General features: G+C 67.3%; 18 protein-coding genes and 3 pseudogenes. 3 read left to right on the forward strand and 18 right to left on the reverse strand.

The genetic code is table 11. The features are described 5' to 3' along the window. The first annotated feature begins 415 nt into the window (after positions 1-415). Together ACA097_RS08620 and ACA097_RS08625 are read left to right on the forward strand one after the other, a co-directional pair. Positions 416-895: an Lrp/AsnC family transcriptional regulator gene (locus ACA097_RS08620; RefSeq protein ID WP_043249202.1), complete on the forward strand. Its 480-nt coding sequence runs from the start codon at positions 416-418 to the stop codon at positions 893-895. A gap of 261 nt (positions 896-1,156) precedes the next feature. Next, positions 1,157-1,360, forward strand: a complete 204-nt coding sequence (locus ACA097_RS08625) for a DUF2788 domain-containing protein (protein ID WP_043249201.1) — start codon at positions 1,157-1,159, stop codon at positions 1,358-1,360. Positions 1,361-1,367: 7 nt separating this feature from the next. Here ACA097_RS08625 and ACA097_RS08630 read toward each other — a convergent pair whose 3' ends face one another. Then, positions 1,368-1,928: a pseudouridine synthase gene (locus tag ACA097_RS08630; protein ID WP_371370497.1), complete on the reverse strand. Its 561-nt coding sequence runs from the start codon at positions 1,926-1,928 to the stop codon at positions 1,368-1,370. Positions 1,929-2,073: 145 nt separating this feature from the next. Here ACA097_RS08630 and ACA097_RS08635 point away from each other — a divergent pair, with 145 nt between their 5' ends. Further along, positions 2,074-3,138, forward strand: a complete 1,065-nt coding sequence (locus ACA097_RS08635) for an MBL fold metallo-hydrolase (protein WP_371369778.1) — start codon at positions 2,074-2,076, stop codon at positions 3,136-3,138. On the opposite strand, the gene deoC is transcribed toward ACA097_RS08635, so the two are convergent. The 17 genes and pseudogenes from deoC to ACA097_RS08720 form a co-directional block, all read right to left on the reverse strand. Further along, a complete protein-coding gene (deoC, locus tag ACA097_RS08640; protein ID WP_371369780.1) occupies positions 3,135-3,908 on the reverse strand; it encodes a deoxyribose-phosphate aldolase in 774 nt (257 codons plus the stop codon). The two genes, ACA097_RS08635 and deoC, sit on opposite strands and share 4 nt — an antisense overlap. 82 nt (positions 3,909-3,990) lie before the next feature. Further along, entirely contained in the window at positions 3,991-5,466 is a 1,476-nt protein-coding gene (amn, locus tag ACA097_RS08645; protein WP_160285784.1) for an AMP nucleosidase, read from the reverse strand. A 139-nt stretch (positions 5,467-5,605) separates the two neighbouring features. Further along, the gene (locus ACA097_RS08650) at positions 5,606-7,255 is read right to left on the reverse strand and encodes an acyl-CoA dehydrogenase family protein (protein ID WP_371369782.1); all 1,650 of its coding nucleotides are present in this window, start codon (positions 7,253-7,255) and stop codon (positions 5,606-5,608) included. After that, a complete protein-coding gene (locus ACA097_RS08655) occupies positions 7,252-7,899 on the reverse strand; it encodes a TetR/AcrR family transcriptional regulator (RefSeq protein WP_371369784.1) in 648 nt (215 codons plus the stop codon). The genes ACA097_RS08650 and ACA097_RS08655 overlap by 4 nt, the downstream gene beginning before the upstream one ends. Before the next feature lie 127 nt (positions 7,900-8,026). After that, positions 8,027-9,256 (reverse strand): EAL domain-containing protein, encoded by a 1,230-nt coding sequence (locus ACA097_RS08660; protein ID WP_371370498.1) that lies wholly within the window; start codon positions 9,254-9,256, stop codon positions 8,027-8,029. Between the two features lie 5 nt (positions 9,257-9,261). After that, on the reverse strand, positions 9,262-10,320 hold the full coding sequence (locus ACA097_RS08665) for a chemotaxis response regulator protein-glutamate methylesterase (protein WP_160285780.1): 1,059 nt from the start codon (positions 10,318-10,320) through the stop codon (positions 9,262-9,264). Then, a complete protein-coding gene (locus ACA097_RS08670) occupies positions 10,317-10,823 on the reverse strand; it encodes a chemotaxis protein CheD (protein WP_160285779.1) in 507 nt (168 codons plus the stop codon). The genes ACA097_RS08665 and ACA097_RS08670 overlap by 4 nt, the downstream gene beginning before the upstream one ends. Then, positions 10,820-11,659: a protein-glutamate O-methyltransferase CheR gene (locus tag ACA097_RS08675; RefSeq protein WP_052355171.1), complete on the reverse strand. Its 840-nt coding sequence runs from the start codon at positions 11,657-11,659 to the stop codon at positions 10,820-10,822. The genes ACA097_RS08670 and ACA097_RS08675 overlap by 4 nt, the downstream gene beginning before the upstream one ends. 10 nt (positions 11,660-11,669) lie before the next feature. After that, positions 11,670-12,203 (reverse strand): chemotaxis protein CheW, encoded by a 534-nt coding sequence (locus ACA097_RS08680; protein ID WP_043249193.1) that lies wholly within the window; start codon positions 12,201-12,203, stop codon positions 11,670-11,672. Positions 12,204-12,260: 57 nt separating this feature from the next. Further along, positions 12,261-13,283: pseudogene (locus ACA097_RS08685) on the reverse strand (methyl-accepting chemotaxis protein); the annotation flags it as partial. Between the two features lie 42 nt (positions 13,284-13,325). Continuing rightward, positions 13,326-13,862: pseudogene (locus ACA097_RS08690) on the reverse strand (MCP four helix bundle domain-containing protein); the annotation flags it as partial. Between the two features lie 20 nt (positions 13,863-13,882). Then, a complete protein-coding gene (locus ACA097_RS08695) occupies positions 13,883-16,087 on the reverse strand; it encodes a chemotaxis protein CheA (protein WP_371369787.1) in 2,205 nt (734 codons plus the stop codon). Next, positions 16,084-16,422, reverse strand: a complete 339-nt coding sequence (locus ACA097_RS08700; protein ID WP_371369789.1) for a lipid asymmetry maintenance protein MlaB — start codon at positions 16,420-16,422, stop codon at positions 16,084-16,086. Before ACA097_RS08700 ends, ACA097_RS08695 begins: the two co-directional genes overlap by 4 nt. A gap of 10 nt (positions 16,423-16,432) precedes the next feature. Next, complete coding sequence (locus ACA097_RS08705; protein WP_043249191.1) at positions 16,433-16,801, reverse strand: response regulator; 369 nt, start codon at positions 16,799-16,801, stop codon at positions 16,433-16,435. A 26-nt stretch (positions 16,802-16,827) separates the two neighbouring features. After that, positions 16,828-17,412: pseudogene (locus ACA097_RS08710) on the reverse strand (methyl-accepting chemotaxis protein); the annotation flags it as partial. Between the two features lie 742 nt (positions 17,413-18,154). Continuing rightward, positions 18,155-18,796 (reverse strand): response regulator transcription factor, encoded by a 642-nt coding sequence (locus tag ACA097_RS08715; RefSeq protein WP_043249190.1) that lies wholly within the window; start codon positions 18,794-18,796, stop codon positions 18,155-18,157. A gap of 356 nt (positions 18,797-19,152) precedes the next feature. Continuing rightward, entirely contained in the window at positions 19,153-21,543 is a 2,391-nt protein-coding gene (locus tag ACA097_RS08720) for a hybrid sensor histidine kinase/response regulator (protein WP_160285774.1), read from the reverse strand. Between the last annotated feature and the right edge of the window lie 107 nt (positions 21,544-21,650).

A 21,650-nucleotide genomic window follows, 5' to 3' on the forward strand; every position in this document is an offset into this window, starting at 1 on the left:
CTGTGACGATTGGATATCCGGTAGACAACGCCGCACCGAGCCCATCCCCAAGGGCTAGGTAAAGTCAGCGTAAAGGTCGGCGGGGCAAATCGCAGGCAAGAAAAAAGGGAGGTCATTGACCTCCCTTCGGGAAACTCGTCCTGGCTCGTCGCTGTTGGCGCCGGCTCACCTCGCTCCACCTTCTGGGTAGTGCGTAGCCCGGTGGCCGGCGCGCCCCTGTGGGGTCGGCGGGCCGCGATCCGCCTGATTGGGTGGATCGCCGTGGACGTGCTGTCCGGGCCGTGATTCTTGGGAGAGATCTTACGGGCCCAACGCTGAAGGAGGATTGCGAAGATTGCTCACAGACAAGGCTATTGCGCAATAAATCTTCAAAAATGTATAAGTCTTGGCAATCCGTTTAAAAAACGAGGCCACCATGAACAAACTCGACCGCTACGACCTGCGCATCCTCGCCGAATTGCAGCGCGACGCGCGCATCTCCAACCAGGAGCTGGCCGAGCGCATCGGCCTGTCGCCCTCGCCTTGCTCGCGGCGGGTCAAGCAGCTGGAGGACGACGGCTACATCCTGCGCCAGGTCGCCCTGCTCGACAGCAAGAAGCTCGGCCTGAGCCTCACCGCCTTCGTGCTGATCGGCATGGACCGCCACACCCCGGAGCGCTTCGAGCATTTTCAGTCGATCATCGGCAAGTGCCCGGAGGTGCTGGAGTGCAGCCTGGTCACCGGGATGGACGCCGACTACCAGCTGAAGGTGATGGTGCCGGACATGGAGCACTACCAGCACTTCCTGCTCGGCACCCTGACCCGCATCGAGGGCGTGACCAGCGTTCGTTCCAGCTTCGTGCTGCGCAACATCATGGCCAGCACCGAGTTGCCGCTGGAGCATCTGCGCAGCTGAACGAAACGCTCCTACCGCCGCAAACCTGCGACAAAACCGCACACATTGCGTCCTGCCGACGCGGCGTGGCGCTCGAATAATTCGCGCCAGGACCGCTGTCACGCGACTTCCTGCGCCGTGCGCGCCAGCCGACGGGAAGATTTGCTCAATTTCCGAGCAACCTGATCAACAAACAGCCAGATGCGTATAATGCCGGCCTTCATCGCCCCGCCGGCCCGCCCGGCGACCCACTGGCAATGCCCGCGCCGGGCAGGAGCAGCAATGAACGAGAGTTTCGAAGACTGGATGATGTACGGGCTGGTCAGCGCCCTGATCCTGTTCATGGCCTTCATCGTCTGGGACCTGGCCAAGAAGTCCAAGGCCGGCCGCATGGGGACCCTGGTGCTGTTCTTCGCGCTCGGTCTCGGCGTCTTCGGCTTCCTGGTGAAATCCTTCGTGGTCGCCGGCCTGGAAGGCGGTTTCTGATCCAGCCCTAGGGCTGCACCTCGCGCCACTCGCCAGGCTGCAGCCCGTCCAGCGCCCAGGGGCCGATGCGCACCCGCACCAGGCGCAGGGTCGGCAAGCCCACCGCGGCGGTCATGCGCCGCACCTGGCGGTTGCGTCCCTCGCGGATCACCAGTTCCAGCCAGGCGGTCGGAATCGACTTGCGGAATCGCACTGGCGGCACCCTCTCCCACAGCTGCGGCTCATCGAGCCGGCGCGCCTCGGCCGGCAGGGTCGGGCCGTCGTTCAGTTCGACGCCCTCGCGCAGGCGCTGCAGCTGTTCGTCACTCGGTTCACCTTCTACTTGCACCCAGTAGGTCTTCGGCAGCTTGTGCTTCGGATCGGCGATGCGCGCCTGCAGGCGGCCGTCGTTGGTCAGCAGCAGCAGGCCTTCGCTGTCGCGGTCCAGGCGCCCCGCCGGATAGACGCCGGGCACATCCACGTAATCCTTGAGCGTCGCCCTGCCCTCGCTGTCGTTGAACTGGGTCAGCACGTCGAACGGCTTGTTCAGCAGGATCAGGCGAGACTGCACGGGCGGCGCCTTGGGCACGCGGCGCGGCGTGGCGGGAGCATGGGGGCGGCGATTGGCGGGACGGGGCGGACGAGGCATGGGCGGGGCCGTGAAGTCGGCGAGGCAGAAGCGTGGCCGAGCATGCTAGGTTGTGGAACGGCCCCCTCGCAAGAGCATCGACCCCATGTCCAGCGACCGACGCGCCCCCTGGCTGATCACCCTGCTGAACCTCGCCGGCCGTCTCGGCGGCGGCTATCGCGGCCCGCAGAGCACGAACTTCGACGGCCTGCGCTTCCGCAACCTCGACGCCAAGCCGCACCATGGCTTCGGCGCTTTCCTCAAGTGGCAGTTCGAACGCAGCCGGCAACTGGCCTGGATCGACCAGCCGGGCCCCGAACAACGCCCGGAAACACCGGCGCGTGTCAGCGGCGCGGAGCTGCGCGTCACCTACATCAATCACGCCACCCTGCTGATCCAGCACCGCGGCCTGAACATCCTCACCGACCCGCTGTGGTGCGAGCGCACCAGCCCGTTCAGCTTCGTCGGGCCCAAGCGCCACCACCCGCCCGGACTGGCGCTGGACGAACTGCCACCGATCAACCTGATCCTGGTCAGCCACAACCACTACGACCACCTCGACGTCGGCAGCCTCGACGAACTGGCGCGGCGTTTCCCTGCCGCCAAGGTGGTGACCGGGCTGGGCAACGGCGAGCTGATCCGCGCCTGCGGTTTCGTCGACGTGCAGGAGATCGATTGGTGGCAGAGCGTGCCGCTGCACGACGGCATGTTGCTCACCGGTGTGCCCGCGCAGCACTGGTCCGCGCGCTCGCGCTACGACACCAACCGCACCCTGTGGATGGGCTTCGTCCTCGAATCACCCGACGGCCCGCTGCTGTTCCCTGGCGACACCGGCCTGGGTCCGGAATTCGGGCTGATCCGCGAGCGCTTCGGGCCGCTGCGCTTCGCCGCGCTGCCGATCGGCGCCTACGAGCCGCGCTGGTTCATGCGTCACCACCACATGAGTCCGGACGATGCAGTGAAAGCCCACCGCACGCTGGAATCGCAGTGCAGCATGGCCATCCATTTCGGTACCTTCCGCCTGAGCGACGAAGGTCAGTTCACCCCGGTCAGCGACCTGGCCCGCGCACTGGCCGAGCAGGGTGTGGAAAGCCAAGCCTTCCGCGCGCCGCAGCCGGGCGAGCAATGGCAAGTGGCGCCCCTGACGAGCGCCGTGGCGACGCCCGCCTAGGCGGGCTGTTCCGCCTCGCCGAGTGCTTTGAGCAGATCGTCGAGCAACGTGGAAGCGCCGATACGCAGGTGCTGCGGAGTGATCCAGGCATCGCCGAGGATCGATGCGGCCAGGCGCAGATAGACCTCGGCGTCCTCCAGCGTGCGAATCCCGCCGGAAGCCTTGAAGCCCACCAGCCCGCCGCTTTCGGCGATGCATTCGAGCATCACCCGCGCCGCTTCCGGGGTGGCATTCACCGGCACCTTGCCGGTGCTGGTCTTGAGGAAGTCGGCGCCGGCGGCGATGGCCGTGAGGCTGGCGGCGCGGATCAGTTCGGGATCGCCGAGTTCACCGGTTTCGAGAATTACCTTGAGCCGGTGGTACGGCCCGCACAGCGCCTTGCAGGCACGGATAAGTGCCTCCGCACCATCGGCCCGGCCCTCCTTGAGCGCGCGCCAGGGGTAGACCAGGTCGATCTCGTCGGCGCCTTCGGCCAGAGTGCGGCGCACCTCTTCCACCACTTCATCGGCCCGCCCATCGCCGCCGGGGAAGTTGCACACGCTGGCGACCTTCACCGCGCGTCCGCCGAAGCCGGTGAGCGTACGCCGGGCGACGTGCACGAAGCGCGGCGCCACGCACACCGCCGCCACCTCGCCGAATGGCGTCATGGCCTGGCGGCTGAGCTGGACGATATGCGGCATGTCGTCGGTGGCATTCAGCGAAGTGAGGTCGAGCAGCGACAGGACTCGTGCAGCACGTTTGGCGCGGCTGGGCAGTTGCGGTTCGGTCATGGCGTCCTCCGGATCGGCTTTTGGTCATCCTGCCACGGCCGATTTCCGCGCGAGCGGCTATCGGCCGTTGCCTTGCGCTGGATCAGCGGAACGGCGGCTCGTCGAAGCTGCGCAGCTTGCGCGAGTGCAGCGAGTTGAGCTGGGTGCGCAGCAGGTCGACGGCGGCGATGCCGATCGCCAGGTGCTGGCTCACCGCGCGCTGGTAGAAGGACGTCGCCGCGCCGGGCAGCTTGATCTCGCTGTGCAGCGGCTTGTCCGACACGCACAGCAGCGTGCCGTACGGCACCCGCAGGCGGTAACCCTGGGCGGCGATGGTGCCGCTCTCCATGTCCACCGCCACGGCCCGCGCCAGGTTGATCAGCGGACGCTCCTGGGCCCAGTGCAGCTCCCAGTTGCGGTCGTCGTATGTCAGCACGGTGCCGGTGCGCAGGCGCCGCTTCAGGGCTTCGCCACGTTCGCCGGTGACCAGCGCCGCGGCCTCCTGCAGGGCTACCTGCACTTCGGCCAGTGCCGGCACCGGGATGTGCGGCGGCAGCACGCGGTCGAGGATGCCGTCGCGGCGCATGTAGGCGTGGGCCAGCACGTAGTCGCCGATGGTCTGCGACTGCCGCAAGCCGCCGCAGTGGCCGATCATCAGCCAGCAGTGAGGCCGCAGCACGGCCAGGTGGTCGGTAATGTTCTTCGCGTTGGACGGGCCGACACCGATGTTCACCAGAGTGACGCCGTCGCCATCGCTGGCGATCAGGTGGTAGGCGGGCATCTGGAAGCGATGCCATTCGACGCTGGCGATGATGGCGTTGGCCTCGCCTTCGTCCATGCCCCGCTCGATGATCACGTTGCCCGGCAGCACCATGCGCACGAAGCGCGGGTCGTCGCGCAGGCGCTCGAGGCCGGTGTGGATGAACTGGTCGACGTAGCGGTGGTAGTTGGTCAGCAGGATCCACGGCTGCACGTGGCGCCAGTCGCTGCCGGTGTAGTGCACCAGGCGGCGCAGCGAGAAGTCGGTGCGGGCGGCGTCGAACAGCGCCAGCGGCATGGGGTCGGCGGTCTCCCACTGGTAGAGGCCGTCGGCGATGCTGTCGGAGGTGGCCGACAGGTCGGTGCTGGGGAACACCCGCGCCAGCTCCGCGGCGGTCACGCCGGAACCGGCCAGCTCGTCGCCCTGCTCGACCACGTAGGGATAGGGGATGTTCTGCTCGCTGGGGCCGACCTCGATGCGCACGGTGAAGTCTTCCATCAGCGGCCGCAACTGCTCCAGCAGGTACTTACGGAAGGCATCGGGCTGGGTGATGGTGACGGCGTAGGTGCCCGGCGTCTGCACCTTGGCGTAGGCGCGGGTGGTCGAGGGCACTTCGCCCTGGCACAGGTAGGTCAGACGCAGCAGCGGGTAACGGAACAGCGCGCGCTCTTCGGCGCCAGGCTGCTCACGGGTTTTCAGGTAGCGCCGCAGGGCTTGGCTCAGCGCCCCGGTGGCGCGCTGGTGCAGCTCGGCCAGGTGGTCGACCGCCTCTTCGGCGGTGTGGGCGACGACGAAGGTATTGCCGTTCTCGGCATTCATGATGGGCTTCCTGTCTGGACGATCGGTTCCATCTTGCCTGCTTCCGCGCAGGAAAGGGATGACAGCGTTCGCTGTTGGTCGGCCAATCGACAGGAAGAGTTCCCGCCGCCGGGAGCCTCGCGGCTCCCGGCGGTCGGAGTCAGGCCAGGTGCGGCGTCGAACGCGCCACTAGAGCCTCGGCGTCGGTGCCGCGCGGCAGGGTGCCGTAGACGCGGCCGCCACCGCCCAGGCGGCTGCCGATGAAGGCATCGGCGACGGTGGCGTTGCCGGCTTCCAGCAGCAGCTTGGCCTGCAGTGCCACGGCCACGTCTTCGGTGAGCTGGCGGGCGCGGAACTGGATGTCAGCGGTATCGGCGAAGGACGCTTTCAGTTTGCCGATGAACGCGCCCAGTCGGGCATCGCCGTGGCCGTCGCCCAGTTCAGTGAAGAGTGCGTCGAGCACGCCCGGCTCTTTCGACAGTGCGCGCAGCACGTCCAGGCACTGCACGTTGCCCGAGCCTTCCCAGGTGGAGTTCACCGGCGCTTCGCGGTACAGGCGCGGCAGGATGGTGTCTTCGACGTAGCCGGCGCCGCCCAGGCATTCGGCGGCCTCGTTGATCATCGCGGGGGCGCGTTTGCAGATCCAGTACTTGCCCACGGCGGTGACCAGGCGGGCGAACTTGTCCTCCTGCTCGTCGTGCAGGTGGTCCAGCGCGCGGCCCATGCGCATGGTCAGCGCCAGTGCGGCTTCGCTTTCCAGCGCGAGGTCAGCCAGCACGTTCTGCATCAGCGGCTGCTCGGCCAGCACGCGGCCGCCGACCTGGCGGTAGGCGCAGTGGTGCGCGGCCTGGGTCAGCGCCTGGCGCATCAGCGAGCTGGAGCCGACCATGCAGTCGAAGCGGGTCAGCGAGACCATCTCGATGATGGTCGGCACGCCGCGCCCTTCCTCGCCGATCATCCAGGCGAAGGCGCCGCGGTACTCGACCTCGCTGGAGGCGTTCGACCAGTTGCCCAGCTTGTTCTTCAGGCGCTGCACGTAGAACTCGTTGCGCGTACCGTCCGGGCGGTGGCGCGGCAGCAGGAAGCAGGAGAGGCCCTTGTCGGTGTAGGCCAGGGTGAGGAAGGCGTCGCACATCGGCGCCGAGCAGAACCACTTGTGCCCGACCAGCTCGTAGGCCTGGCCCGGGCCGGGGATACCGACCGGATAGGCGCGCGTGGTGTTGGCGCGCACGTCGGTGCCGCCCTGCTTCTCGGTCATCGCCATGCCGATGGTCGCGCCGGTCTTCTGCTCGATCGGCAGGTTGCGCGGGTCGTACTCGGTGGAAAGGATCTTCGGCAGCCACTTCTCGGCCACGTCCGGTTGCAGGCGCAGCGCCGGCACGCTGGCGAAGGTCATGGTCAGCGGGCAGCCGCTGCCGGCCTCGGCCTGGCTGTGCAGGTAGCTCATGCCGGCGCGGGCGACGTTGGCGCCGGCGCGCGGGTCGGTCCAGGGCAGCGACGGGATGCCGTGGGCGATGGCCGTGCGCATCAGCTCGTGATAGGCCGGGTGGAATTCCACCAGGTCGATGCGGTGGCCGTAACGGTCGTGGCTCTTGAATACCGGCTTGTTTTCGTTGGCCAGGAAGCCCGCGGCCATCAGCGGACCGCCAGCCAGCGCGCCGTAGGTGTCGAGGCGCTGCTCGGCCCAGCCGCCGTCGTAGCGGCGCACCCACTCCTGCAATGGCAGGTCGACGCGGTACAGGTTGGCACCGTCCAGCGGCGGTACCTGGTTGGTCACTTCGTGGGTTTCGGCGTACGGGTGCAGGTTCATCGCTCATCCTCCGGCAGGGGCGCGCCGACGGCGCGCAGGCAGAATTGCACGAGGGCCTGGCTGACTTGCTCCAGGCTCAGGCTGGGGTGCCCGGCATCGCGGGCGGCACGGGCTGGCGGCGACAGCGGGCCGACCAGGGATTCGGCGATCGCGCCGACCACGCAGGCGGCGATCAGCGACGGCGGGCCAGGGCGGAATTGCCCCTGGCGGGTGCCGTCTTCGAGCAGTTCGACGAACAACTCGGCGTAGGCTTCGCGGTAGAGCAGGCGCTGCTCGTCGACCTCCGGCTCGACCGGCTCGGCGATCAGCGCGAAGGCCAGCCGACGGCTGTCCCAGGCGCGCCGGGCGAACTGCAGCAGCCCTTGGGTAAGGCGCTCAGCGGGCGCGCCGGCGCCGCGCAGGACCAGGGCCAGGGCGTCCACTTCGCGCTGGCTGGCGCGGGCGAAGACCTCGGCGGCCAACTCACCCTTGCCACGGAAATAGCGATAGAGGCTGCCGGTGGCGATGCCCGCCTCCTCCGCCAGCCCCTGCATGGTCAGCGCAGCGAAGCCGCCTTCGGCGACGCGCGCCAGGGCCAGTTGGAGGATGCGTTCGCGCTGTTCGCCGTCCTTCTGCAGACGGGCTTCGGTCAGTCGGTAGGCCATGCTCTGAATCCGGATTCACATCTTTGAAGTAGTGAATCACGGTTCATAGCTTGACCATAGGGGGAAATTCGCCAGCGGCGCGGCCAATTCGGCCAGAATCCGACCGAATCGCCCTAGCGTCGGCCGCTCACGCGATATGGCTCAGGCGCACCGCGTGTTCGTCCCACCAGCCCAGCAGCTGCCAACCGGGCATCGGCCGCGCCAGCAGGTAGCCCTGGGCCTCGTCGCAGCCGAGGTTGCGCAGCAGCATCCAGTCGTCCTCGGTTTCCACGCCTTCGGCCACCACCCGCAGGTTGAACTTGCGGGCGATGTCCAGCGCGCTTTCCAGCAGCACACGCAGGTGAGTGCTCTGGCAGGCGCCATTGACGAAGGCGCGGTCCACCTTGAGCTCGGTGCAGGGCACGCGGGACAGCTGGAGCATGCAGGAGAAGCCGGTGCCGTAGTCGTCCACCGACAGGCCGAAGCCCTTCAGGCGCAGGCGCGCCAGGGTGCCGAGGGTGGTGCTGAGGTCGGTCATGATCGCGCTTTCGGTGATTTCCAGGATCACCCGGCAGGGTGGGATGCCGCTGGCGCTCACGCGGTCGATGATGGCGTCGGCCAGCAGCGAGTCGGCGAGCGAGCGCGCCGAGACGTTGATCGACACGCTCAGCTCCAGGCCCGCGGCCTGCCAGACCAGGCAATGGCGCAGGGACTGGTCGAGCATCTGCAGGGTCAGCTCGGAGATGAACTGGCTGCGCTCGACCAGCTCCATGAAGCGCCCCGGCGGCAGCATGCCGTATACGGGGTGATTCCAGCGCACCAGTGCCTCGACCCCTTTCAGGCGGCCGTCCTGCAGGGCGATCTTGGGCTGGAAGTAGGCCTCGAACTCGCGATTGCGCACGGCACGCTGCACGTCGCGCACGCTGAGTTCGGGGCCGCTGTCGTATTGCTCCTCGCCCTCGCTGCGCAGCTGCACCGCCGAGTAGCGGCTCAGGCTGGAGACCAGCTGGTCGCGCAGCACCGGCTTGCGCAGCACGCCGAGCAGGCGCAGGCCGAGGCTCTTGCCGAGGCTCTCGACCACGTTGAGCAGGGTGTTCTCGCGGGCGCTGGCGACTATCACCGCCGGGTCCAGGCCGAGGTTCGCCAGTTCGTGGAGCACCTGCACGCCGTCCATGTGGGGCATTTCCAGGTCGAGGATGATCGCCTCGATCTGCGGCTGGCTCTTCAGCAGCTCGATCGCACGGCGGCCGTCCTCGGCATGCAGGATGCCGCGGATGCCGAAATCGCGGCACAGCTCGGCCATGAAGTGCCGCTGTATCTCGCTGTCGTCGATGAGCAGCACATGCTCTGGAAGTCTGTCCGGTATCAATTCCTTCACCTCGCTCAACGCCACTCCGTGACCACCTGGGCAATCCGCTCCAGGCTCACGACCTGGTCCACCCCGCCCAGCCTGATGGCTTCCTTGGGCATACCGAACACCACGCAACTGTCTTCGTCCTGGGCGCAGGTCCGCGCGCCCGCCTCATGCATTTCCTTCAGCCCGCGCGCGCCGTCGTCGCCCATGCCGGTCATGATCACGCCCAGGGCGTTGCGACCGGCATGCACGGCGGCGGAGCGGAACAGCACATCCACCGATGGCCGATGCCGGCTGACCAGCGGGCCGTCGCGCACCTCGACCAGGTACTGCGCGCCGCTGCGGCGCACCAGCAGGTGCCGGCCACCGGGGGCGATCAGCGCGCGGCCGGGCAGGATGCGGTCGCCGTCCTGTGCCTCACGCACTTCGATCGCGCACAACGAGTCCAGGCGCTGGGCGAAGCTGCGGGTGAACTTCTCCGGCATGTGCTGGACGATGGCGATGCCCGGGGCGTTCAGCGGCAGCTGGCAGAGCACATGCTCCAGCGCCTGGGTGCCGCCGGTGGACGTGCCCATCACCACGATGCGCTCGGTAGTGCGCTGGTTGAGCAGCGCATTACCTGGAAGGCTGAGCAGCGCATCGGCACTGCGTTTGACTTGCGGCGCCGGCACCGGCGCCGATGGCCGCGCCCGCGCACGGGCCGCGGTGCGGATCGCGCCCACCAGTTCCTGCACGCTGGCCTGGAGAAAGTCGCGCAGGCCGGAGGTCGGTTTGCAGATGACCTCCACCGCGCCGGCCGCCAGGGCCTGCAGGGTGATGTCGGCGCCCTTCTCGGTGAGGGTCGAGCAGATCACCACCGGCGTCGGCCGCGTGGCCATGATCTGGCGCAGGAAGGTGATGCCGTCCATGCGCGGCATCTCGACGTCGAGGAGGATCACGTCCGGCCAGGCGCGCTCCATCTTCTGCAACGCCAGCAGCGGGTCCATGGCCGCGCCTATCACCTCGATGTCGGCATAGCCCTGGAGCATCTGCTGCATCACTTCGCGCATCACCGCCGAGTCATCGACGATCATTACCTTGATGCTCATTTACCGGCTCCCTCCTTCGCGCGAACCGTCAGGGCGCCACCACGGCGCACCCAGACCGCGCCAGTGGCGAGGTCGAAGCGCAGGTAGCGGCAGCCCTCGCCGCCCAGGTCACGCCCGACCACCTTCACGCCCGCTTCGGCCAGCAACTGCTCGACGAAGACGATGTTCTGCCGCCCGATGTCGGTCGAGCGCTGGCTGGCCGCGCCGGTCAGGCTGCGCGCGCCGCCGAACAGCTTGACCTCGGCCTCTTCCATGCGCAGCGCCTGGACCCGCGCCTGCTGCTTGAGCCAGACCCAGGCGTCGTAGCCATAGCGGCCATCCAGCTGGCGGGCGTGCTCGGCCACCCGCCGCGGCCCCGGCAGCTGGAAGTGGCAGATGCCACCCATGCGGGCCGAGGGGAACCAGACGACGATGGCGATGCACGGCCCCAGCAGGGTCTCGACGAAGCCCTCGCCGCCGCCGAAGTACCAGCCGCCGGGATTGAGGAAGCACTTCGAACTCATCGGCCCACCTTGCGGTAGATCGAGGAGCTCACCAGCTCCAGGGGCAGCGCGGTGTCGTGCAGCGCCTCGGAGTGGCCGACCATCAGCCAGCCGCCCGGCTTGAGGCGATCCACCACGCTCTTCAGCACCTTGAGCTTGGTCGGCACGTCGAAATAGATCAGCACGTTGCGCAGCAGGATCAGGTCGAACTGGCCCAGTTCGGGGTTCTCGTCGATCAGGTTCGCGTAGCGGAAGTCGACCCGCTCGCGCAGCACGCGCTCCACCAGGAAGTGCCCTTCGTAGCGGTCGCGGCCCTTCAGGCAATAGCGCTTGAGCAGCTCCAGCGGAATCCGCTCGCCGCGCGCCATCACGTAGAGACCGCGACGGGCGCTGTGCAGCACCTGCTGGCTGACATCGGTGGCGACGATGCTCCAGGGCAACTGCGCACGCTCGCGGTCGAGCAGCATGGCCAGGGTGTAGGCCTCCTCGCCGGTGGAGCTGGCGGCGCTCCAGGCGCGGAACTCATCCTGCGCCCGCAGCTGCGGCAGGATGCGCTGGCTGAGGAACTCGAAGTGCTTGGGCTCGCGGAAGAAATAGGTCTCGTGGGTGGTGATCAGGTCGATCGCCACCTCCAGCTCGGCGCGCCCCTGCGGCGACACCAGCAGTTGGTAGTAGGCCTGGTAGCTGGATAGCTGCAGAGCGATCAGGCGCTTGGCCAGGCGGCCGCAGATCAGCGACTTCTTCACCGGCTGCAGCTGCAGCCCGACGCGCTCGTAGAACAACCCCTGCAGCTGGCGGAACTCCAGCTCGCTCAGCGGGATATCGAGGCCCGATGCCGGTGCGGCGGCGCACTCCATCCTGGATTCCTCAGAGGCCACTTTGATCGAGCGCGCCGACCAGCTCCGCCAGCTCGTCGAGCGACAGGACCTGGGGAATGTTCAGCACCACGATGAACTGGTCGTTCTGCTTGAGGATGCCGGAGATGAAGTCGGCGCGGATGCGCGCGCCGAAGGCCGGACGCGCCTCCAGCTGATCGGCATCCACCGCGAGCACCTCGTTCACCGCATCGACGATCACGCCAAGCAGTTGCAGGCCGTCGCCCAGCGCCACCTCGACGATGACGATGCAGGTACGCCGGGCGATCACCGTGTGCTCGCGACCGAAGCGCACCGCCAGGTCGATGACCGGCACCACGGCGCCGCGCAGGTTGATGACCCCGCGCAGGAAGGGGGGCATCAGCGGGATGCGCGTCAGGCCGCCGAATTCGATGATCTCGCGGATGTGCTCGATCGGCAGGGCGAACAGCTCATCACCCAGGGACAGGGTGAGGAACTGCTGCGCCGGCGAGGACTCGACCTGCACCAGGTCCTGGGCCCTGGTGCGGACGGGCAGATTGCTCATCGCAGCCTCCTAGAAACGGCTGAAGGAGGATTCATCGATGGGCTCCTCGTGCAGCTGCCGGCGAGTCTTGGTCGAGTGCAGCGGTCGCGGCGTGCTGGCGCCGCGGGACTCGGCACGCACCGGAGCCGGCGCCGGCTTGCTCGGCAGGCCGCGGTCGCTGATGCGGAAGTACTGGATCATCTCCTGCAACTGCACGGCCTGGCCGCTCATCTCCTCGGAGGTCGAGGACAGCTCCTCGGACGCCGAGGCGTTGACCTGGGTGGTCTGCGCCAGCTGGGTCACCGCCAGGTTGATCTGCTCGAGGCCGGTGTTCTGCTCGCGCGAAGCGGAAGCGATTTCCTGCACCAGGTCGGCGGTCTTGCGGATCGACGGCACCATCTTTTCCAGCAGGGTCCCGGCGCGTTCGGCCAGGGTCACGCTGTCGCCGGCCACCGCGCCGATTTCCTGCGCGGCCACCTGGCTGCGTTCGGCCAGCTTGCGCACTTCCGCCGCCACCACGGCGAAGCCCTTGCCGTGGTCGCCGGCACGCGCCGCTTCGATGGCCGCGTTCAGTGCCAGCAGATTGGTCTGGTAAGCGATGTCGTCGATGATGCCGATCTTGTCGGCGATCTGGCGCATGGCGTCGACCATCGCGCGCACCGCCGAGCCGCCCTCTTCCGCGTCCTTCGACGACTGGCTGGCCATGCTGTCGGTGACCTTGGCGTTCTCGCTGTTCTGCGCCACGGTGGCAGCGATCTGCTCCACCGAGGCACTGGTTTCCTCGACGTTGGCCGCCTGCTCGGAAGCGTTCTGGCTCAGCGCCTGGGCGGAAGCTGCAACCTGCTCGGAAGCCGAGGCCAGGGAGTCGGCGGTGATGCGCACGTCGCCCATGATGCCGCGAAGCTTGAGCACCATCTGTTGCAGGTTCGCCAGCATGCTCTGCTGGTCGCCGTTGCGCAGTGGGATGTCCACGGTCAGGTCGCCACCGGCAACACGCTGCAGGTATTCGGCGGCCTCGCGGGGCTCGCCGCCGAGCTGGCGCAACAGGCTGCGGGTGATCAGGGTGCAGAGCACGGCGGCGAGGATCAGGCCGGCGACGATGCAACCGGTGACCAGGCTGAAGATGGTCCAGTAGCGGTCGTTGGCGAGGTCGTACTGCTGCTTGGCGACGCGCAGCTGCAAGTCGACCAGTTGGCCGAAGCGCGCCGACACCGGATCGATCTTCTGGTACAGCTGCTCCTTGATGAACTGCTCGAGTCCCGCCTGGTCGTGAGCGGAAAGCACCTGCACGAGCGTGCCCACCGACTGGTCGGCGTCCCTGAGCAGCGGTCGCAGTTCCTCCACCAGGGCCTGCTCCTCGTGCACCATCGAGGTCGCGGTGTAGCGCTGCCAGGCGTCGCGCACGTCGGCCTGGGCCTGTTCCACGTTGCGCCGCCCCTCTTCCCAACCAAGGTTTCCGATGCGCACCTTGTGCGAGGTGTCGACTATGTTCACGGCGTAGCGGTCGGCGATCAGCTTCAGGTCGCGCAATGGCACCACGCGGTCGTTGTAGACGGTCTCCAGCCCCTGGTTGGTGGCGCGCATGCCGAATATGCCCAGCAGGCCGAGGCACACCATGCAGCAGATCAGCACCCCCGCGAGCAGGAAGAGGCGAGTCCCCACTTTCATCTTGTCGAACATTGTCTTCTCTCCCGTGATTTCTAATCGGCCAGGCTTCCCGCGGCAGGACGCATCGCGTCTGCCGGCGGAAGCCTGGCCAGTTGTTCAGCTGCTTCGCTGGCACGCTGTATCAGATGGGGTACGTCGAGGATCAGCGCCACGCTCCCGTCGCCGAGGATGGTGGAGCCGCTGAGTACCCTGTTCATGGCGAATATGTGGCCCAGCGGCTTGATCACCGCCTGGAACTCGCCGCCGAGCTGGTCGACCACCAGCCCCGCGCGCTCCTGGCCGAACTGCAGGACCACCAGGCTCTCGCGTTGGCCCAGGCTCGGCGCCAAGCCGAAGAGTTCGCCCAGGCGCACGAACGGCAACGGCTCGCCGCGAAGGTTGAGCAGGTCGTGCTGGCCGCTCTGCCGGCCTAGATCGACGCACTCCACCACCAGGTCCAGGGGCAGCACGAAGGACTCCCCGGCGACCCGCACGAGGAAGCCGTCGATGATCGCCAGGGTCAGCGGCAGGCGGATGCGCACCGTGGTGCCACAGCCGAATTCGCTGAGCACCTCGACTTCGCCGCGCAGCTGCTCGATGTTGCGTCGCACCACGTCCATGCCCACGCCGCGGCCGGACAGGTTGGTCACCGCGGCGGCGGTGGAGAAGCCGGGCTCGAAGATCAGCTGGAAGATCTCCCGCTCGCTGAGCATCTGCTCCGGCTGCACCAGGCCCTTCTCGATGGCCTTGGCGAGGATGCGTTCGCGGTCCAGGCCGCGGCCGTCGTCGCCGACCTCGATGACGATGCTGCCCGACTCGTGGAAGGCGTTCAGGCGCAGGGTGCCGCTGGCCGGCTTGCCATTGGCCAGGCGCTGTTCCGAGGGTTCGATGCCGTGGTCCATGGCGTTGCGCACGATGTGCATGAGCGGGTCCGCGAGCTTCTCGACCATGGACTTGTCCAGTTCGGTCTCGGCGCCGGTGACCAGCAGTTCGATGTCCTTGCCCAGCTCCTTGCTGATGTCGCGAACCACCCGCGGGAAGCGCTGGAACACCTCGCCGATGGCGACCATGCGCAGCGACAGCGAGGCATCGCGGATGCGCTCCACCAGCGAGGTCACTTCCTCGTTGGCCTCGGCCATGGCGCCGGTGTCGCCCTGGCGCAGCGACAGGCTGGCGGCGGCGCCGGCGATCACCAGTTCGCCGACCAGGTTGATCAGGGTATCGAGCTTGCCCACCTCGACCTTGATGAATACCTGCTCGTGGGCGCGGCGCTCCTCGACCTGTTTCTGCTTGTTCAGCGCGGCGTTGATCACCGGCGGTGCGACCAGTTGCTCGGCCACCAGCAGGCTGCCCAGCGGCGGCGCCGGCTGCTGCGCCTCGCTCTGCTGCTCGAGCACGCGTTGCAGCTCGTGGGGCGTCAGTGCGCCGCATTTGACCAGAATATCGCCGAGGCGCGCGGGCGTTTCCGGCAGGCTGCCGATCAGCTGGGTGTAGGTCTGGATGGCGCTGTGCGGGGCGATGATGTGCAGGTGGCAATCGTCGCGGATGAATTCGAAGGCGTCCTCGATTTCCTGGCGGCTGGCCGTCGAGTCGAACTCGATCTCGTAGCCGAGGTAGCAGACCTCGGCATCGAAGTCCTCGGCCGGCGGCAGCGCCTCGGTCAGGGTGTGCAGGTAGACGATCTTGCCGAGCTTCTGCAGGTAGCGCAGGAAGGACAGCGGGTCGAGGCCGTTGCGCAGCACGTCGCCGGCCGGGCGCAGGGAAATGTGCCAGAGCCCGCTGGAAACGCTGTCGCTCTCCAGCACGTCGACGCGGCCCTGGGCGGCCACTTCGGCCAGCACGACGGGCGTCGCTGCAGAGGCCGGGGGTTCGCTCAGGTAGCGCTCCAGGCTCGCCAGCAGCAGCGCGCGCAGCTCGGGAGCGGGGTCGGTTTCGTCTTCGCCGCGGTCCACGGCGTCCAGCAGGCTGCCGATGTAGTCGCCGCAGTCGAGCAGCAGCGAGAGCATCGGGCCGTCCAGCTCGACTTCGTCGTTGCGCACCTGGTCGAGCAGGCTTTCCACCCCGTGGGTGAAGCTCACCAGCAGTTGCAGGCCGAACAGTCCGGCCGAGCCCTTGATGGTGTGCGCGGCGCGGAAGATGGCGTTGACGTGGTCGGCGCTGTAGCCGCTGGCTTCGATCTCCAGCAGCGCCTCTTCCATCGCCACCAGCAGTTCGCGGCCTTCTTGAACGAGGGCGCCACGGGCCTGGTCGAGGTTCATGCCGAAGCCCTCCCGTGGTCGGCCGGCAGCACCAGCGGATCGCCCAGGTCCATGCCCAGGTTGAGCAGTTCGATGACCTCGGCGACGCAGGCCGAGTGGTTCACCAGCGCTAGGCGTTTGTCCTGCCGCCGCGCTTCGCGCTTGAGCAGCAGCAACAGCTGGATGCCGCAGCTGTCGCAGTCGACGACATCCGCCAGGTCCAGCTCCAGGTCGGCGTGCTCGGCCAGGAGCGCGAGCAGTTCGTCGCGCAGGCGGGCACCGTGGAAGATGTTCAGCTCGCCTTCCAGGCGAAAGGCGTTGCCGGGCGCTTCGCCAGCTCTGTGCAGAGTCGCCATGTCAGGTCCTTCAGGGCAGGATCAGCTTGGCCACGGCGTCGAGCAGCACCGGCGGCTGGAACGGCTTGACCACCCAGGCGCGCACGCCGGCGGCCTTGCCCTCGGCCTTCTTCGCCTCGCCGGCCTCGGTGGTCAGCATGATCACCGGGGTGAACTTGTAGGCCGCCAGTTGCTTGGCCGATTTGACGAAGCTGATGCCGTCCATCACCGGCATGTTCACGTCGGAGACGATCAGGTTGATCTTGCGGCCATCGAGCTTGCCCAGCGCATCCTTGCCGTCGCTGGCCTCCAGCACGTCGTAGCCCGCTCCCTTTAGGGCGATGCTCACCACCTGTCGAAAGCTCGACGAGTCATCCACTACCAGCACGGTCTTGCCCATACGAAGTCTGTCCTGTTCCGGATCGATCAGAAGAAGGTCACCGAGGACTGCTGCGCGGCCGCGACGGGGCTCTGCCCGTGGTGCACGTGCTGCTGTTCCAGGGTCGTGTAGCTGGCTTCCAGCTCGCGCAGCCAGTCGCGGCTGGCGGGCACCGGCGAGTCGCCCAGGCGCTGGCCGAGGCGCGCCATGTCGGCGCCGATGTGGGAAATGATCTGACTCACGCGGTCCTGGAACTGCAGGTCGACGAGCACGCCGTTGACCGCGTGCTCGACCTCCAGGCTGCTCGCGCTGAGGGTCTGCAGGCGCTGCTCCAGGCTGCTGATGCCGTCGCCCAGCTCGCCGAGCACCTTGCCGACAATGCCTTCGGCCTCCCGCGTGCTGCTGCGACTCTGCTCGGTCATGTTTTCGGCGTGGGCGACCATGGCCTGCATCGACTGCGCCATGATCTGGACCTTCTCGGTGATCTTCGAACCGGTGCTGCCGGACAGCGAGGAGAGCTTGCGCACCTCGTCGGCCACCACCGCGAAACCGCGACCGCTCTCGCCGGCGCGCGCCGCCTCGATGGCTGCGTTGAGCGCCAGCAGGTTGGTCTGCGAGGCGATCTTCGCCACGTCCTCGGCCATGCTGTGCAGCTCGCCGACGAAACCTTCCAGCTCACGGATCTCGTCGAGGAAGCGCTCGCGCTGGTCGCGGGTCTCGTCCAGGCGCTGCAGCGCCTGCGGCAGTTCGACCTGGGCGCCGCGCAGCACTTCGAAGACGCGGCCGCCGTGATCGGCGCCGCCCAGGTCCAGGGCCTGGCGAATCTGGATGCCGATCTGGGTGAACTTGTCCACCAGCCCGCCGGTGGCCTGGCGCGTCTGCGCCTCGACCAGTTCCACATGCTGCTCCCACAGCGGCAATACGGCGGCGAGCAGCGCACGCAGATCGTTCAGGTCGCGCTCGGTTGTTTCCTGCACGCCAGGAACCGGCTCGATGCCGCGCACCGGCTCGCCACCCAGGCGGACCTGGAGCAGCAGGCCGAACCCGCTGCAGAGCACCACGACACCGATCAGCCCGGCCCACCAGTTGATCACCAGGACCAGGGGCACGACCGCCAGCAGGACGAAGCCGGCCAGCAGCCAGGCACGCGGCAGGAGGGCGATCAGTCGCTGGTCGGCCATTCTCGAACTCCGGTTCTCTCAGAAGCCTTCGGGAGGTCCGGCCACTCGCACGCAGCCGCAAGCGCCACCCAGTGGTGGCAACAAGCCATCTTTTGATGGGCATGGCGAAGCTTAGGGAAAAAGCCGGCGGGCTCTAATCAGCAAAATAGGAAGGGGGCGTCTCAGTAGATTTCCTTAGGAAAACTCCTGCGGATCACTCGTCCAGCTTGATGATTCCGCGACGCAGCGCATACCGCACCAGCCCCGCCAGATCGCGGATCGCGAGGCGGTCCATGATCTGCGCGCGGTGGGTGTCTACGGTCTTCACGCTGAGATTGAGGATGAACGCGATTTCCTTGTTGCTCTTGCCCTTGGCCAGCCAGTAGAGAACCTCTTTCTGACGACCGGTCAGCAGCTCCACCGGGACCTCGACTGCCGGTCGGGACAGCGCATCGATGACCTGGCCGGCAACGCGCGGGCTGAGGTAGCGATGCCCGCCGATCACCGCCTCGATCGACAGGCGCAGCTCGACCACCGCGGCATCCTTCAGCAGGTAGCCGCTGGCGCCCATCTGCATGGCCTGGACCACGTAGTCGCGGGTGTCGTGCATGGACAGCAGGATGACCGGCAGCTCCGGCCAGCGCGAACGCACCACCGACAGGGCCTCGAGCCCGGAGCAGCGGCGCATGGTGAGATCGAGCAACAGGACATCCGGCGCATGAGCCTCGATCAGTTCCTCGACCTGATCGCCGTCGTTCCCCTCGGCAACGACCTGGTAACCCGCCTCTACCAGCAGCGAACGGATGCCGGCGCGGACCAGCTCATGGTCATCGACCAACACAACCCTAACGGGCATTCTTTCAATTCCTCACGCAAGGCATACCTACCCTTTTTTGTAATAGTCAGCCGCTCCCTGAACTGACCGACGAAGCATGCCGAGGCGTTACTCCAAACCCAGCAAAGCAAAAATGCTGAGGGAGCTCAACGGTAATGGCAATAAGCCATTTACTGAGGAAATCATCCGGTAAATCAGCGACATCCCGACGATCGGTCACCGCAGCGAGCAAACGCGCCACCGCTCCGCGGACGCTGCCGGATTCTTCGGCAATTTGGCAGAAACACCCTGCGCGCGCCCCTGGCGGTACGGCGCGTTTCAGGCTTGCCGGGTGTCCGCGGGCGAGAATTTTTCTCTCTCACCCTTCCGACGACCGGTCAGACGTGGCTGGGCTGCGCAGGCTGGCAGAGCAACCAGTCGTGCAGCAGGGTCTGCAGTTCCTCGAACTTCACCGGCTTGGCCAGGTAGTCGCTCATCCCTGCGGCCAGGCAGCGCTCGCGGTCGCCGCTGTGGCTGTGCGCGGTGATCGCCAGCACCGGCAGCTCGGCGCCGTGCGGCAGGGTGCGGATCGCCCGGCAGGTGGCGAAGCCGTCCATCACCGGCATCTGGCAGTCCAGCAGCACGGCGTCGATGGTTTCCCGGCGCAGCAGATCGATGCCTTCCGAACCGTTGTCGGCAGTGCGCACCCGGTAACCGAGCTTGAGTAGCATGCCGCGGATCACCAGCTGGTTGATCGCGTTGTCTTCCACCACCAGCACGGTGCACTGCTCCGGCCGGCGCAGCGCATGGCCGCCGGCGCGCCGTGGCGGCGGCACGGCTATCCCCTGCACCGGCTGGCCGAGCGGCAGGTCAAGGAGGAACAGGCTGCCGCGACCGGGCGCCGAGGTGTGGCTCAGCTTGCCGCCGAGCAGCTCGGTGAGCTGCCGGCACAGCGCCAGGCCAATGCCCAGGCCGCCGTACTCGCGGGTCAGCGACCCGTCGAGCTGGTGGAAGCGCTGGTAGAGGGCATCGTTTTCCGGGGTCTCGAAGCCGATCCCGCTGTCCTGCACCTCGACATGCAGCGCCACGCCTTCGTCGTCCTGGCGCCCTTCGACGCGCAGCGCCACGCTGCCTTGCGCGGTGAACTTGATGGCGTTGTCCAGCAGGTAGCCCAGTGCCTGGGTCAGCTTGCCGGCGTCGCCTTCCAGGGTGTCCGGCAGGCTCTCGTCGAGCAGCAGGACGAAGTGCAGGCCCTTTTCCTCGGCGCGCGGCGCGTACTGCGCGCGCAGGCTGTCGAATAGCCCGCGCAGGCTGAACGGCTCACGGCGCGGGTAGAGCTTGCCGGCCTGCAGCTCGATCAGCGCGAGGATGTCGTTGACCATGCGCATCATGTCGCGCGCCGAGCCAGTGGCGGTCTTCTGGTACTGCGTCAGCTCGACGTCCATCGGCACCGTCTGCATCAGCTCCAGCGAACCGATCACCCCGCTCATGGGCGTGCGCAGCTCGTGGGTGACGGTGGCCAGGAACTCGTCCTTCAGGCGGTTGCTGTTGGCCAGCTCCAGGTTCAGCTGCTCCAGCTTGCGGCTGGACTCCTGGAGGATGCGCGTGCGCTCTTCCTTCATCGCGTTGATGCGGTCGGCCAGGGCCAGCGACAGCAGCCCGACCTCCAGCGCCGAGCCGATCTGGCTGGCGTACATGGTGAGGAAGACGTTGGGCAGGAAGCCCAGCACCATCAGGGTGTTGATGGTTCCGCCGAGGAGGAAGGCGGTCCAGGCGAAGATGAAATAGCGCGCCACGCGCATGCCGCGCAGCCAGGCGAGGATGCCGGCGCTGAAGATCACCACGACGAACGCCAGCGCCAGGTAGGTAGCCAGGCGCAGCGCGATGGCGTAGCTCGCCGAGAGCGCCAGCACCATCACCAGCGCGCCCACCGCCATCAGCAGCAGCAGGGTGCGGTCGATCCACGGGCTGTGTTCGCGGGTATGCAGGAAGCTGCGCGCGAACTGGCAGCCGAAGAGCGCGGCCGAGCCGATCAGGAAGGGCGTCGCGGCGTTGGCCCACCAGGGGTTGTCCGGCCAGAAGTACTCGATGCCGGCGCCGTTCACCGAGATCTGGTAGAGGCCGAACGAGGCGATGTAGAGGATGTAGTAGAGGTAGCTGGTGTCGCGGACGCTGAGGAAGATGAACAGGTTGTAGATCATCATCACCAGCAGCACGCCGTAGATGATCCCCAGCACGTAGACGTTGCCCGGCAGGTTCTCCATGTAGGCCTTGGGCGACCAGAGCGTCAGCGGCGCCTGGATCGAGCCCTGGCTTTCCAGGCGCAGGTAGACGCGCATCGGCTTGCCCGGCTCGAGCTTCAGGTCGAACAGGTAGTTGGTCAGGCTGATCGGCCGGCTGGAGAACGGCAGGGTGTCGCCGGTGCGCTGCGCCAGGTGGTACTTGCCGTCGGCGCCGGGCAGGTAGAGGTCCAGGTGGTCCAGCGGCGGATAGGCCAGCTCGAGCAGCCAGTGCGCCGGATCGGTGGAGGCCAGCGGACGATAGTCCAGGTCCAGGCGCAGCCAGAACACCGAGCGCGAATAGCCGGCATTGAGCACGTCGCGCTGGTGCTGGCGGAAGCTGCCGTCGAGCGCCGCCGAAGTGATGTCGTTGATGTCCGCGGTGCCGCGCACGTCCTCGAAGACATCGATGGCATGCCCCAACGGCAAGCGATCGGTGTGCTCGTTGAAAGTCACGGCGCCCGCCAGCGGCGAGAGAATCAACAGGAATAGGATCAGCCAGTGCCGCATGTCGCCCCGCAGTGTCCCTTTCGGTCGCGCCGGGGAGCCCCATCTCCCGGTGTTGGCGCGCCTTGTGGACGTTATTTCGAATCGCCGAACTCTAGCACGCCAATATG

This window comes from Pseudomonas sp. QL9 (assembly GCF_041409665.1).
GTDB lineage: Bacteria > Pseudomonadota > Gammaproteobacteria > Pseudomonadales > Pseudomonadaceae > Pseudomonas > Pseudomonas knackmussii.